The 13,684-nt window shown below is 70.6% G+C and carries 12 protein-coding genes; 6 read left to right on the forward strand and 6 right to left on the reverse strand.

Translation table 11 applies throughout. The features are described from left to right. Window positions 1-207 precede the first annotated feature (207 nt). Together Q8791_RS24435 and rpsD are read left to right on the forward strand one after the other, a co-directional pair. Complete coding sequence (locus Q8791_RS24435; protein ID WP_330094134.1) at window positions 208-1,179, forward strand: carbohydrate kinase family protein; 972 nt, start codon at window positions 208-210, stop codon at window positions 1,177-1,179. A 365-nt stretch (window positions 1,180-1,544) separates the two neighbouring features. Next, window positions 1,545-2,156 carry a 30S ribosomal protein S4 gene (rpsD, locus tag Q8791_RS24440; RefSeq protein WP_330094135.1) on the forward strand — a complete coding sequence of 204 codons (612 nt, stop codon included), beginning with the start codon at window positions 1,545-1,547 and terminating at the stop codon, window positions 2,154-2,156. Window positions 2,157-2,333: 177 nt separating this feature from the next. Here rpsD and Q8791_RS24445 read toward each other — a convergent pair whose 3' ends face one another. Beyond that, entirely contained in the window at window positions 2,334-2,585 is a 252-nt protein-coding gene (locus tag Q8791_RS24445; protein ID WP_330094136.1) for a sulfurtransferase TusA family protein, read from the reverse strand. A 409-nt stretch (window positions 2,586-2,994) separates the two neighbouring features. Here Q8791_RS24445 and ctaC point away from each other — a divergent pair, with 409 nt between their 5' ends. The 4 genes from ctaC to Q8791_RS24465 all read left to right on the forward strand — a co-directional run bounded on the left by ctaC (window position 2,995) and on the right by Q8791_RS24465 (window position 7,774). Next, window positions 2,995-3,942 carry an aa3-type cytochrome oxidase subunit II gene (gene ctaC, locus Q8791_RS24450; protein ID WP_456238156.1) on the forward strand — a complete coding sequence of 316 codons (948 nt, stop codon included), beginning with the start codon at window positions 2,995-2,997 and terminating at the stop codon, window positions 3,940-3,942. After that, window positions 3,942-5,609, forward strand: a complete 1,668-nt coding sequence (gene ctaD / locus Q8791_RS24455; RefSeq protein ID WP_330094138.1) for an aa3-type cytochrome oxidase subunit I — start codon at window positions 3,942-3,944, stop codon at window positions 5,607-5,609. Before ctaC ends, ctaD begins: the two co-directional genes overlap by 1 nt. Window positions 5,610-5,619: 10 nt before the next feature. Then, entirely contained in the window at window positions 5,620-6,045 is a 426-nt protein-coding gene (locus Q8791_RS24460) for a cytochrome c oxidase subunit 4 (RefSeq protein WP_267948872.1), read from the forward strand. Between the two features lie 421 nt (window positions 6,046-6,466). Beyond that, window positions 6,467-7,774: a L,D-transpeptidase gene (locus Q8791_RS24465; protein ID WP_407942045.1), complete on the forward strand. Its 1,308-nt coding sequence runs from the start codon at window positions 6,467-6,469 to the stop codon at window positions 7,772-7,774. A gap of 21 nt (window positions 7,775-7,795) precedes the next feature. Here Q8791_RS24465 and Q8791_RS24470 read toward each other — a convergent pair whose 3' ends face one another. The 5 genes from Q8791_RS24470 to Q8791_RS24490 form a co-directional block, all read right to left on the reverse strand. Next, window positions 7,796-8,944: a glycosyltransferase family 4 protein gene (locus Q8791_RS24470; RefSeq protein ID WP_330094139.1), complete on the reverse strand. Its 1,149-nt coding sequence runs from the start codon at window positions 8,942-8,944 to the stop codon at window positions 7,796-7,798. Between the two features lie 196 nt (window positions 8,945-9,140). Further along, on the reverse strand, window positions 9,141-10,181 hold the full coding sequence (locus tag Q8791_RS24475; protein WP_330094140.1) for a C40 family peptidase: 1,041 nt from the start codon (window positions 10,179-10,181) through the stop codon (window positions 9,141-9,143). A 348-nt stretch (window positions 10,182-10,529) separates the two neighbouring features. Beyond that, window positions 10,530-11,531, reverse strand: a complete 1,002-nt coding sequence (locus Q8791_RS24480) for a C40 family peptidase (RefSeq protein WP_330094141.1) — start codon at window positions 11,529-11,531, stop codon at window positions 10,530-10,532. Window positions 11,532-11,919: 388 nt separating this feature from the next. Further along, on the reverse strand, window positions 11,920-13,311 hold the full coding sequence (locus Q8791_RS24485; RefSeq protein ID WP_330094142.1) for an NYN domain-containing protein: 1,392 nt from the start codon (window positions 13,309-13,311) through the stop codon (window positions 11,920-11,922). Continuing rightward, the gene (locus tag Q8791_RS24490) at window positions 13,308-13,589 is read right to left on the reverse strand and encodes a hypothetical protein (protein WP_330094143.1); all 282 of its coding nucleotides are present in this window, start codon (window positions 13,587-13,589) and stop codon (window positions 13,308-13,310) included. Before Q8791_RS24490 ends, Q8791_RS24485 begins: the two co-directional genes overlap by 4 nt. Window positions 13,590-13,684: the final 95 nt, after the last annotated feature.

The following is a 13,684-nucleotide window of genomic DNA, read 5'->3' on the forward strand; positions in this document are numbered from 1 at the left end:
CCGCCGGCGACGCGGTTTCCGGGGAGGGCGGACCACCGCCCTCCCCTCGCCGTGTCAGCACTCCCGCGGACGGGCCCGGCCGGGCGGGACCCGACGCGGGAGCGGCACTGGATACCCTGGTGCAGTCAGAAACGGGCACGTCCTCGGCATGCCCGCACCCGTCCGGTCGCCCCGACCGGACGCCTCCCACCAAGGAGCCTTCGTCCCGTGCGTATCGCGGTTGCCGGATCCATCGCCACCGACCACCTCATGTCCTTCGAGGGCCGGTTCGCGGAACAGATCATCCCCGACCAGATCCAGCAGTTGTCCCTCTCCTTCCTGATCGACGAGCTGGACGTCCGTCGCGGAGGCGTCGCGGCCAACATCTGCTTCGGCATGGGAGCCTTCGGCCTCGCCCCCCTCCTCGTGGGCGCGGCGGGCGCCGACTTCGAGGACTACCGCGCGTGGCTGGAGCGCCACGGCGTCGACACGTCCGCGGTCCACATCTCGGAGCTGCGGCACACCGCCCGGTTCATCTGCACCACGGACCGGGACCAGAACCAGATCGCGTCGTTTTACGCGGGCGCCATGGCCGAGGCGCGCAACATCGAGCTCCAGGCGATCGCCGAGCGCGTCGGCGGGCTCGACCTGGTGCTCGTCGGCGCCGACGACCCCGTCGCGATGGTCCGCCACAGCGAGGAGTGCCGCACGCGCGCCATCCCCTTCGCCGCGGACCCCTCCCAGCAGCTGGCCCGGATGGAGGGCCCGGAGGTCCGCACCCTCATCGAGGGGGCGACCTTCCTGTTCGGCAACGAGTACGAGAAGGCGCTCGCCGAGCAGAAGACCGGCTGGTCCGACGCCGAGATCCTGAACCTGGTCGGCACCCGTGTCACCACCCTCGGCGCCAAGGGCGCCCGCATCGACCGCCGGGACGAGCCGAGCCTGCACGTCCCCGCGGCCGCCGTCGACAACCTCGTCGACCCGACCGGCATGGGCGACGCCTTCCGCGCCGGCTTCCTGGCCGCCCACTCCTGGGGCCTGTCGCTGGAGAGGGCCGCCCAGGTCGGCAACGCCACCGCCGTGCACTGCCTGGAGGCCGACGGCCCGCAGGAGTACACGATGACCGGTGCGTCCCTGCTGGAGCGTGTGGAGAAGTCCTACGGGGCCGAGGCCGCCGCCGAGGTCACGCCGTTCCTGTGACCGGTGCGTCCCGGGCGCCGTCCCCGCCCCTCCCGGGTCGGGGCGGTGTCCGGGAACCCGTACAGTAGATAGTCGCGACCCGCACGACCCGATCCGAACCCGGACCGGGCCGCGCCCCGAACGGTCGGCCGTACGCCCCCGAGGCGTCCGGGCCGCCGGCACGGGGAGCCCCGTGCCCGCCGGTGCGCTGAAACGCGTACCGGTTACCTAGCCCAAGCCGTCCGCGCAGGGTCGCCGCGACGGTGGGGAACCCACCCTGAACCCCCGTGCTCCGGCACGCGGTCGGGGCTCGGGCGCCGTGAGCGCCTCCCAGATCTAGGCCAGCCTTACCTGGGATTCCCTGATTCACCCTGAAAGGACATTGCATGCGCTACACCGGACCGAAGGTGCGGTTGTCCCGGCGCGCCGGCACCCCGCTGACCCGTAAGGCGGTCAGCTACTTCGAGAAGCGTCCGTACCCGCCCGGCGAGCACGGCCGCCGTGTCCGCCGCAACAGCAGCGACTTCGCCGTCCGTCAGGCGGAGAAGCAGAAGGTGCGCTGGTACTACGACCTGACCGAGAAGCAGCTGGTCAGGATCTACGAGAACGCGAAGAAGCGCCCCGGCCGTACCGGTGAGGAGATGCTCGCCGAGCTGGAGATGCGTCTGGCCACGGTCGTGCTGCGCGCCGGTCTGGCCGCGTCGATCTACGCCGCCCGCCAGTTCATCAACCACGGTCACGTGACCGTGGACGGCAAGAAGGTCGACATCCCGTCGTACCAGGTCAAGGCCGGACAGATCATCGAGGTTCGGGAGAAGTCCCGCAACATGGTGCCGTTCGTCGAGGCCGCCGAGGGCGTCCACGCGGACGACAAGATCGCCGGCTTCCTCGCGGTGAGCCACAAGGACCTGCGCATCGCGGTCATCGACCGCCCCAAGCGTGAGCAGATCCCGGTTCCCTTCGACGAGCAGCTCGTGGTCGAGTTCTACGCCCGCTAGTCGCGAACCCCGCCCCACGGGCGTCCCCAGGGACGCCCCGAGGACCGGAGAGGCCGCGCGGACCCCTGTCCGCGCGGCCTCGTCGTGTGCGGGCGACCTCCCGTGGCACTCCCGGGAAACGGCGGAAGCCGAATCGTTATCGCAACGGGACCGGGGCCTGCGCGGCCGGGATACGGCTCAGTACATCCGCCGGATGTGAAACGCGCTACCCCGCCCCAGGGGAACCTCCACCACGAACTGGTGCATCTTCATCCGGCACCAGGCGGGGATGTCGGCCCTCGCGGCCGGATCGTCCGCGGTGACCGCGATGACCGACCCGATGGGCACTTCGCCCAGTCTGGCGGCCAGCATGATGATCGGTATGGGGCACTTGCGGCCCACCGCCTCGACGGTGACCAGCGGAGCCTGCGACGGTGGATACTCGGGCACGGACACCCCCGTGTGTTGTCGTCCTGTATCCCAATCTTGACCTGCCCCGCCCCGTAAGGCGAACCCGGTTAAGGGCGTCGTAAACCCAGCGATACGCTCGCCTTGGTCTTTCCTCGCGAAGCTTCCGGAACCACCGCCCGAGGGCGGGGCGGTCGCCCGCGGGGACGAGGGCCCGGGGGGACGCCGGGCCGCGCTCCGTAGCCAGCCGGGAGGGTATCCTCCGCGGGCGAACGGGCCCGGCTCCACGTACCGCCGCGCGTTCCGCGCAGGGGCGTCTGGCAACACGCTGACCAGGTAAGCCCATGAACGGCACGCCGGGCGGTTCGCGATAATGTTTCCCCTTGACAAGCTTTGGACACTTAGGCCGCCCGTGGAGGATCCACGGGCTTCACCGCTGGGAAGGCAATCCGTGAGTCCGACCCGCCAAGAAAATCGGCGCCCCAATCCGCGCCGATGGGCACCACGCGGCGCCGCGCTCGCCGTGCTGGGGCTGGCCGCGACCGGCTGCGCGTCGAACGATCTCACTCGTTTGGGCATGCCGGAGCCGATCACCGACCAAGCCGAGCGTGTTCTCTCGCTCTGGCAGGGCTCCTGGGTGGCGGCTTTCGCGGTCGGCATTCTCGTGTGGGGGCTGATCATCTGGTCAGTCATCTTCCACCGCAAGCGCTCTGAGCAGTTGCCGCCGCAGGTGCGGTACAACATGCCCATCGAAGCGCTCTACACCGTCCTGCCGATCGTCGTCATCTCCGTGCTCTTCTTCTTCACCGCTCGGGACCAGGCGATCATCCTGGACACCGACGAGCCGGCCGACGTGAACATCGAGGTCGTGGCCTTCCAATGGGCCTGGCAGTTCAACTACCTCGACGACAAGAAGGAGAACGGGGGCGAGGTGCTCTTCTCCGAGACGGGCATCCCCAACCCGGACGGCACCGCCGACCCCTCGACGCAGACCACGCTGGTGCTTCCCGAGGGCGCGACCGTCCACTTCGACCTCCACTCGCCCGACGTCATCCACTCGTTCTGGATCCCCGAGTTCGGCTTCAAGATGGACGTCGTCCCGGGACGCGACAACGCGTTCCAGGCGAACCTCACCGATGACAGCGCGGGCCAGTACATCGGCCGCTGCGCCGAGCTGTGCGGCACCGACCACACCCGCATGCTCTTCAACGTCGAGGTCCTTCCCCAGGACGAGTACGACGCGTGGGCCGCGGAGCAGCAGCAGGCGGCCGTGACCGCCGACAACGAGGCCGCCGACGCCGTGGATTCCGAAGCGGACTCCACCGAGGGCTCGGGGGCCGAGGGATCGGATGCCGAGGGCACCGGTTCGGGCGCGGCCGACGCCGAGGAGAACGAGTAATGACCACGACGGCAACACCAGCCCGCACCGACGGCAAGGCGCCGTCGAGCACGGGCTCGATCATCGTCAACTGGCTGACGTCGACCGACCACAAGGTCATCGGGTACATGTACCTGATCACCTCGTTCGCGTTCTTCCTCTTCGGCGGTGTGCTGGCGCTGCTCATGCGCGCCGAGCTGTTCTCCCCGGGCATGCAGGTCATGTCCAACGAGCAGTTCAACCAGCTGTTCACCATGCACGGCACGATCATGCTGCTGATGTTCGCGACCCCGCTCTTCGTCGGGTTCTCCAACATCCTCATGCCGCTGCAGATCGGCGCCCCCGACGTCGCCTTCCCCCGCATCAACCTGTTCGGGTACTACCTGTACCTGTTCGGCAGCCTCATCGCCGTGGGCGGGTTCCTGACCCCGGGCGGCGCGGCCAGCTTCGGCTGGTTCGCGTACACGCCGCTGTCCGACGCGGTCCGCTCCCCGGGCCTGGGCGGCGACCTGTGGATCCTGGGCCTGGCCGTCTCCGGTCTGGGCACCATCCTGGCCGCGGTCAACTTCATCACCACCGGCCTGTGCATGCGCGCGCCCGGTATGACGATGTTCCGCATGCCGATCTTCACCTGGAACACCCTGCTCACCAGCGTGCTGGTGCTCATCGCGTTCCCGGTCCTGACCGCCGCCCTGATCGCGCTGGGTGCCGACCGGATGATCGGTACACAGGTCTTCAACGCCGAGCACGGCGGTGCGATCCTGTGGCAGCACCTGTTCTGGTTCTTCGGGCACCCGGAGGTCTACATCATCGCGCTGCCGTTCTTCGGCATCGCGACGGAGATCCTGCCGGTGTTCAGCCGCAAGCCGATCTTCGGGTACAAGAGCCTCGTGGCCGCGACCATCGCCATCGCGGGCCTGTCCGTCACCGTGTGGGCGCACCACATGTTCCCGACGGGCGCGGTCCTGCTGCCGTTCTTCTCCTTCATGACGTTCCTCATCGCGGTCCCGACCGGGGTGAAGTTCTTCAACTGGATCGGCACGATGTGGCGGGGGCAGCTCAGCTTCGAGACGCCGATGCTGTTCACGATCGGCTTCCTGGTCACCTTCCTCTTCGGCGGTCTGACCGGTGTGCTCCTGGCCTCACCGCCGCTGGACTTCCACGTCACCGACTCCTACTTCGTGGTGGCGCACTTCCACTACGTGGTGTTCGGCACCGTGGTGTTCGCGATGTTCGCGGGCTTCTACTTCTGGTGGCCCAAGTTCACCGGCCGGATGCTCAACGAGAAGCTGGGCAAGTTCCACTTCTGGCTCCTGTTCTTCGGCTTCCACGGCACGTTCCTGGTGCAGCACTGGCTCGGGGCCATGGGCTTCCCGCGCCGCTACGCCGACTACCTGCCGGGTGACGGGTTCACCGAGCTGAACCAGATCTCCTCGGTCTCGTCGTTCGTCCTGGCCGCGTCGACGCTCATCTTCTTCTGGAACATGTACATCACCGCGAAGAGGGCGCCGCTGGTCACCGTGGACGACCCGTGGGGGTACGGCTGCTCGCTGGAGTGGGCCACCTCGTGCCCGCCGCCGCGGCACAACTTCACGTCGCTGCCGCGCATCCGCTCCGAGCGTCCCGCGTTCGACCTGAACCACCCGCACGCCGCGGTTCCGGCGGGCACGGACCCCGAGAGGAACTAGGGATCTCGCCATGAAGACGCAGGCCTATCTGTTCATGGGCATCTCGACCTTCTTCGGTCTTGCTGCCGCCCTGTACGTGTACTGGTCCTACCAGGACACCGGCGCCATCGAGTGGACGGGCACCACCGCCCTGGTGGTCTCCATCGGCTTCGGCTGGATGATCGGCTTCTGGCTCTGGCAGGCGGCCCGCCGCAGCGAGCGCTTCCACGGGCTCCCCGCGGAGGAGCGGCTGGACGGCGAGATCGCCGAGAACGCCGGGGAGTACGGGTTCTTCAGCCCGCACAGCTGGTGGCCGATGTTCGTCGCGATGGCCGTCGCGTTCACCGCGGTGGGCGTGGCCATCGGCTGGTGGATGGTGATCACGGGCGCCTTCGCGATCATCCTCACCTCGATCGGCTGGATCTTCGAGTACTACCGCAAGGAGTTCCAGCACTAGGACGCGCCACCCCGAGCAATAACCACATAGCGTGCGTAATTGCCTACTCTGGGTAGAATGCGACTGTCACCGCCCCGGTGGCCGGAAGGTCTCGTACCGCGAGATCCGACCGGCCGCCGGGGTCGTGTTTTCGGTGACCTGGCCGTGACACCGGGCTTCGGGCCCGGTACACGGCGTATCCAGGCCCCGTGGTGCCCGAGGTGCTGACCCACTCCGCGTGCCGGGGCCACGTCGCAATCGACGCTGGAGGTCCTTGGTCGTGTTTTTTGAATCATTCCGGGCTCGCGTCCACCAGGCTTCCTCTCGCCGCGCCTCTGCGCTCGTGAAGCACAACCAGGCCGAACGTCGCACATCGTCGTGCGACAGATCGCCTGGACGGCCGCTCGCCGACCCGAAAGCCCTCAAAAAACACGCCCTCGGCGTGAAGGGACGAGTTTCCCGGTCGGCGGTCCGCCGCCTCGTGACCGGAGCCGCCGCCGTGGTCCTCGTGACGACGGCCTGCACCACCACGGACGACGCGGGGCCCGAGGGGGCGGCCGCCCCCGGTCCCGACATCACGGTCACCCCCGGGCCGGGTGCGGCCTCGGTGGCGCCCAACACCCCGGTACGGGTGGAGGCGGCGGGCGGGACCATCACGGACGTCCGGGTGGAGCAGGCCACCGCCGACGAGCTGGCAGGGGCCGACGGGGAGGCCGGAGGGGACACCGGCGCGGCCGTGGAGGAGCCGGCGTTCACCGGCACCCTCAGCGAGGACGGCACCCGCTGGCAAAGCGACTGGAACCTCGCCCCCGGGGCCGCGGTGAGCGTCTACGCCACGGCCGAGGACGCCGACGGCGAGGAGACCGAGGTCGTCGCGGAGTTCCACACGGAGGGCGTCGCGAAGGACGCGCGCCTCGCAGTGGTCTCCAACTTCCCGCAGACCGGCGACACCGTCGGCGTCGGCATGCCCGTCGTCGTCGCCTTCGACCGGCCGGTCGAGAACAAGGTCCAGGTGGAGAACTCCATCGAGGTGACCTCGGAGCACGAGGTCGAGGGGGCGTGGAACTGGGTCGACGACGAGACGGCCGTGTTCCGGCCCCGGGAGTACTGGAAGCCCCACCAGAAGGTCTCCGTGGACCTGCGCCTGACGGGGGTGGAGGCGGCCGAGGGCGTCTACGGGGTGGACGACGACCGCATCGACTTCGAGATCGGCCGCGAGCTCATCTCCACGATGCACGTTCCCGACCACGAGCTGAAGGTGAGGGTCGACGGCAAGGCGGTGCGCACGATCCCGGTGAGCAACGGCAAGGGCCAGGAGCGCTTCAACACCACCACCTCCGGCACGCACATCACCATGGAGAAGTACGCCGCCCTCGTGATGGACTCGGCCACGGTCGGCATCCCCGAGGGGTCGCCGGGCCACTACCGCCTGGACGTGGACTGGGCCGTGCGCACCTCCAACAGCGGTGAGTTCACCCACGCGGCGCCCTGGAACGGCAACATCGGCCACGCGAACACGTCCAACGGCTGCACGAACATGTCGGTGGAGGACGCCCGGTGGTTCCACGACAAGGCGCTCATGGGCGACGTCCTGGAGACCACCGGGACCGGGCGCGAGCTGGAGTGGGACAACGGGTGGGGCTTCTACCAGCGCTCCTGGAAGGAGTGGCTGGAGCACAGCGAGACGGGTGAGCCCCAGGTGACCGACGGGTCCGGCACCCCGGGCGGCGTGCACGGCGAGGGCCTGTAGCGGCTCCGCGCGGTCCCGCCGTCAGGCGTCGGCGCGTCCGGGGGCTCCCAGGAGGCCGTCCAGGCGTTCGGCGGTGTGCTCCCAGGACCACGTCCGCGCCACCCACTCCCGGCCGCGTGCGCCCATCTGGGCGGCGCGGTCGGGGTCCCTCAGGAGGCCGATGAGGGCTCGGGCCACCGGTCCGGGACGTGATCCGTCGACCACCCGGCCGGTCTCGCCCTCCAGGACCGCGTCCGGTGCGCCCCCGGAGTCGCCCGCCACCACGGGCAACCCGGTGGCGGAGGCCTCCAGGTACACCATCCCCAGCCCCTCCACGTCGAGGCCGCCCCGGCGGGTGCGGCAGGGCATGGCGAACACGTCGCCCGCGTCGTGGTGGGCGGGGAGCTCGGCGCGGGGGACGGGCCCGGTGAAGACCACCGACTCCATCCCCGCCGCCGCGGAGCGCAGCCGGGGGCCGTAGGGCCCGTCGCCGACCACGAGCAGGGCCGCGTCGGGGACGTCGGCCAGGACGCGGGGCCAGGCGCGGATGAGGGTGTCCTGGCCCTTGCGGGGAACCAGGCGCGACACGCACACCACGACCGGGCGACCGCCCAGGCCGTGCCGCGCTCGGATCTCCCCGCCCCCCGCCCCGGGACGGAACCGTTCCACGTCCACACCCGGCGCCAGCCGGCGCATGCGGACGGCCGCGGCCGGGGACAGGGCGCGGGAGAGCAGCCTGCGCGTGTACCGCCCCAGGTAGGTGACCGTGTCGGTGGTGTCGCCGATCCGGCGCAGCGCGGTGCTCGCCCCGGGCAGCGCCGACCAGCCGGTCTCGTGCCCGTGGGTGAGGGCCACCTGGCGGCGTACCCGGCCGCGCAGCCCGCCCGCGAGCAGCCCCAGGGGTGCGGCGGCCCCGTAGAGCACCGAGTCGCAGTCCTCCAGGGCGGCGATGGAGCGCGCCCGCGCGGCCACCCGCGGCGAGGGCAGCAGGACGCGCGCGGCGTCGCGGACGACCGGGAAGGGCTGGCGCAGGTCGAAGTGCGGGTCCGCGGCGTCGTCGGAACCGGCGGGGGAGGAGCAGTAGACGACCACGGAGCCCTCGGGGCGGCGCCGCGCCAGTTCGTGGACGAAGGACTCGATGCCTCCGGAGCGCGGCGGGAAGTCGTTGGTGATGATCAGGGTTCGCGACACGGGAGCGAGTCTAGGCGCGGGGGTGCGCCTGCGCCGAGGCCCACGCGCGGACGGCGGGAAAACCGGGTTCGACATGATCTACGTCGTACAGGTGGGGATTCGCAGGTGTGCCGCCGTCGGGCGCCGGCGGGGGAGCGGACACGACGGAGCCCCGCGACAAGCGGCGTGTCGCGGGGCTCCGGGGGTGCGTACCGCGTCAGGGCCGGACGGCCGTGACGAAGTTGGCCCGGTAGTAGTCGCTCAGGGTGACCGTGCCGATGGGACGGCTCGAGGTGGACGCGTGCACCATCACGTTGTCGCCCGCGTACATGCCCACGTGGTCCGGGCCGCTGCCGCCCGGGTAGAAGAACAGCAGGTCGCCGGGCTGCATGTTCTCCCAGGAGACCCGCTGGCCCGCGTTGACCTGGTCGTAGGTGGTGCGCGGGAGGCTCACGCCGGCGGCGCCCCAAGCGGCCTGGGTCAGACCCGAGCAGTCGTACCCTCCCGGGCCGGTGCCGCCCCAGACGTAGGGCTTGCCGATCTGGTTGTAGGCGAAGTCCAGGGCGGTCCTGGCGTTGCCGGAGGCGGGTCCGTTGTAGCTGGCGCCTCCGCCCCCGCCGCCACTGGATTCTCCGCCCCCGCCGGACCCGCCGACGTTCTCGGTCGCGGCCTCCTGCTCCTCGGCGGTCAGCTGGGAAAGCAGTTCCTCCTGCTCCGCGATGGCCTCCTCGGCCTCCTCGGTGGCGTCCTCGGAGTCCTGGAGGGCCTCGGCGGCCTCCTCCTCGGTCTCGACCGCGGAGGCCTCCAGCGTCTCCAGGTTGGCGAGCTCCTCGATGTACCGCGCGAGCTGCCCGTCGTTCTGGCCGGCGAGGTAGGTCAGATCGGCCTGGTGGGCCAGGGCGTTCTCGGGCCCGGTGGAGTTGACCAGCTCGTTGAAGGAGGTGAAGTCGGTGCCGGAGTAGGCGGCCCCGGCGAGCCGGCGCACGTCCAGGCCCATCTCCTCGACCTTCTCCTCCGCGGCCCCGATCTCCTCCAGGACCTCTTCCAGCTTCTCCTCTGCGGCCTCGTGGGTCTCCTTGGCCTCGTTGTAGGTCGCGTTGAGCTCGATGAACTCCTCTTCGAGGCGTTCGATCTCCTCGCGGACCTCTTCTGCGGTGGGCTCGGCGTGCGCCACCGCCGCGGGCACGACGAGCGCCCCGAGGGTGAGGGCGGCGACGACCGCTGTGCGGCGCCTGCGGCCGCCAGGGGATGCAGACACGTTGGGTTACACCTTTCTCCCCTTGTCCCAGGCCGTGCGGGGTTCAGCGGGAGCAAGGGACTGCGCCGGGTGGGGGGTTCAAGGGCCGGGGAGCCGGCCCGAACGCTGTGGGGCCCGGTCGGGACGCGGCTGTCACCACCAGGGGGCGGTGAAGAGGAGCAACCGCGTTCGGCGATGAACACTAGTGCATCGCGCAGGTCCCTCTCAACCTTTTCGTGACGTTCTGTTGTATGACGTCGAGCGTCCGAAAACCCCTTCGGTGTCCTATACCCGGGCGTGCCCCGGCACACGAAGAGGCCGCCCCCGGTCGAACCGGGGGCGGCCTCGAAGCATGCTCGGAGAGCGGTCCTACCGGCGGACGCCGAACTCGAACTGGCCGGCCCAGTACGCCGCGAGGTCCACGACCTCGATGTTGCGGCCGCTGCTCGGCGCGTGCACCATCTGGCCGTTGCCCGCGTAGAGCCCGTTGTGGTTCACACCGGAGAAGAACATGATGTCGCCGGGCTGCAGCGCGCTCATGTCGTTGATCCGGTTGCCCACCTCGGCCTGGGAGTACGTGGTGCGCGGCAGGTCGACGCCGCCGCTGCGCCAGGACGCCTGGACCAGGCCGGAGCAGTCGTACCCGTTCGGGCCCGTGCCTCCCCAGACGTAGGGCAGGCCGACCTTCGAGTAGGCGAAGTCCAGGGCCGCGCCGGCGCTGCCGGACGCGCCGCCGGTGTACGACTGGCCGCCGCTGCTGTCGGCGCCGTCGGCGGACCGGTCGGCGTCGGGGAACTGGCTGAGGATCTCCTGCTGCTCCTCGATCTTGGCCTCGACCGCGGTCTTGGCCTCGTCGGCCTCCTCCAGCGCAGCCTCGGACTCCTCGAGGGCCTCCTCGGCCTCGTCCTTGAGCGTGAACAGCCGCTCGGACGACTCGCCGAACTCGTCCAGCTCGGCCTTCTGGGCCTCGGAGAGGTAGTTCAGGTCGGCGCTCTGCTCGAGCAGGGCCTCGGGGCCGTCGGAGGTCAGGATGCTGGACGTGGAGTCCAGCTCACCGGAGCGGTAGGTGGCGCTGGCGAGCTGCTGGACCTTGCCCCGCAGTTCCTCGTAGCGCTCCTCCTCGTCCCCGACCTGCTCCTCGAGCTCCTCGTACAGGGCCTCGGCGACCTCGTGGTCCTCCTTGGCCTGGTTGTAGGTCTCGACGGCGCCCGCGGCCTCTTCGTTGAGCTCCTCGATGCGCTCCTCGACCTCGTCCTGGGTCGGCTCCGCGTAGGCGGTGCCCGGGGCGATGAGGGTGCTCGCGACGACGGCGCCGATACCGGTCGTGGCTGCGATTCGGCGGGCCGTGCGCCGACCACCGGAGTTCTTCATGGCGGTCCGCTCCTTGGGGTTGGGAAGTCCGCATAGGGGTGCTGAGAGGACAGGGTCCGCGCGGGGGCGGGGCGTGTGAGTGTGCGGGTCCCGACCGGAGGGCACGAACACTGCCTTCGCTCCGACAGAGCACTCACGTTCGGGAAGAACCTAGCGGACCGCTCTGCTCGTCTCAACCACATGTGCGGGCACTAGCCCCGAATCACGCGGGAACGCACCGTTCCTGCAGGGGCATTACGCCTGGAAGGGGCATGTGGGAGCGACACGGGCCGCAGGATGTGCCCTTCGGTCCGTTGTGCGCCTCAACACCCATTGCGGGGAGGCCGGAACGGCGGCCGACGGGCCCGGACCGGTTCCCCGGGGAACCGGTCCGGGGAACCGGGGCCGTTCAGCCGTGCGTCTCCAGGCGGCGCAGGAAGATCGCCGAGGGCACCGCGCGAGCGCCGGCCCTGCGGACCGCGGTCACGATCTCCCTGTCGGAGGTCACCACGGCGATCGGGCGTCCGGGCGGCTCGGCGCGCACCAGCCGCACGATCAGCTCGTCGGCCGTCTCCCCCGGCGCGCTGAAGAGCAGGCGCACACGGCGGGTCGGGGCCACCACAGGGGGCGCGTCGATGTCCGCGCCGTCGAACACGCAGGTGATCTCGGCCTTGGTCCGGCTCGCCAACCCCTCCAGCGAGGCCATCAGCCGTGTTCGCTGATCGGCCAGCGGGAGCGTCCCGTACCCGGTCTTGGTCACGTTGTAGCCGTCCACCAGCAGGTGGACCCGGGGCACCGTCAGGAGGTGCTCCAGCAGGCCCGGGTCGTCGTCGGGCAGGCCGCCCAGCGACACCCGCCGCTGTTGCTCGGTCTCGGCGACCAGGTCCGCCGGGCTGTCCAGGGCCGCGGGCAGCGCCAGCTCCCTGCGCAGCCCGTGCGCCGAGTCGACCAGGACGTCCAGCAGCACGCGGAGCCGGGCCTCGTCGGCGTTGCGCCCGGCGCGCACCGCCCGGCGCGCGTTCTCCACCTGGGCCTCGACGGCGGCCAGGCGCGACCGCAGCCGCCGGTTCTCCGACTCCAGCGAGCTCACCTGCGTCGCCGACTCCGACGCGCGGTCGGCGGTCTCGGCCAGGACCCGTGAGGCCTCCGCGGTGGCTCCCTTGGCCCGCTGCCGCTCGGTGTGCACCTTGCGGCGCAGTTCGGTGATCTCGGCGCGCTGCTCCTTGAGCTGGGACCGCAGCCGGTCCAGCTCCGACTGGTGCTCGCTCCTGGCCTCGTCCAGCTGGCGGCGCACGGAGTCGAGCGCCTCGGCGGCCTCGTCCACCTCCTTGGCGCTGGCCAGGCGCTCCAGCTCCTGGTGGACGTCCTCGATGATCTCCGGCCACCCCTTGGGGCGCAGAAGGTACGCGCAGGCCGCGACCGCCACGGGGTCGGCGGCGGGCGGGACCACGCCCGAGCGCAGCCCCTCGGCCAGCTCGGGCCACACCTGCTCCACCCGCGCCCCGACCGTGTCGCGGAACCCCTCGTCGTTCTCCAGCTGGGCGGCGATCTGCGGGCCCGCGAGCCTGGCTCTGCGGCGCGGCTCGAACTTGGCGACCCGTCTCAGGACCGGGGGTAGTTCGCTCGCGCGCATACCGCCCAGCACGTCGGAACCGTACTCGACGACCCGGGCGCGCACCGGCTCGGGCAGGGGGCGGCGCAACCGCTCCCCGTCGCTGTCGGCGCCGGGCGTCGCGTCGACACTCTCGTCGAGCGGGCCGGTGCCGTCGGAGTCGCCGCCCGCCTCGGGGCGGGCGCTCATGCCTGACCCGTCGGGCTCTCCGCCGAGGAACCGGTGGCCGTCCGGTCGGCGTCGGGACGGGCGATGACCTCGACGCTGTCGGTGGCGCCGCACCAGCGGCACTTCACCCGCTCGATCGTCTCCGAGAGCACGGTCCGCTCCTCGACGGCCCCCTCACCGGCCAGGTCCAGGTGGACGTAGTCCTGTGAACGGGTCGTTCTGGTCACGTCGAACCGTGTGAGGTTGCCGCATCCGGTGCACCGCCACCGCTCCTTGTCACCCGGCATCGCGATCCCCACGGTTCCTCCTCATGTCGTGCTCGTCACGGGACTGCGGACTCTCCAGCCCCGTCACCCACATCTTTCCACGTCGGGCAGGTCAGACCGTATTCCGG

The organism is Nocardiopsis codii (assembly GCF_036327455.1).
Classification (GTDB): domain Bacteria; phylum Actinomycetota; class Actinomycetes; order Streptosporangiales; family Streptosporangiaceae; genus Nocardiopsis; species Nocardiopsis codii.

Excerpts from the sequence above, each read along its gene's own strand:
- rpsD (WP_330094135.1), top strand. The coding sequence starts at position 1,545 with ATGCGCTACACCGGACCGAAGGTGCGGTTGTCCCGGCGCGCCGGCACC.
- ctaD (WP_330094138.1), top strand. The coding sequence starts at position 3,942 with ATGACCACGACGGCAACACCAGCCCGCACCGACGGCAAGGCGCCGTCG.
- Q8791_RS24460 (WP_267948872.1), top strand. The coding sequence starts at position 5,620 with ATGAAGACGCAGGCCTATCTGTTCATGGGCATCTCGACCTTCTTCGGT.
- Q8791_RS24480 (WP_330094141.1), bottom strand. The coding sequence starts at position 11,531 with ATGAAGAACTCCGGTGGTCGGCGCACGGCCCGCCGAATCGCAGCCACG.
- Q8791_RS24485 (WP_330094142.1), bottom strand. The coding sequence starts at position 13,311 with ATGAGCGCCCGCCCCGAGGCGGGCGGCGACTCCGACGGCACCGGCCCG.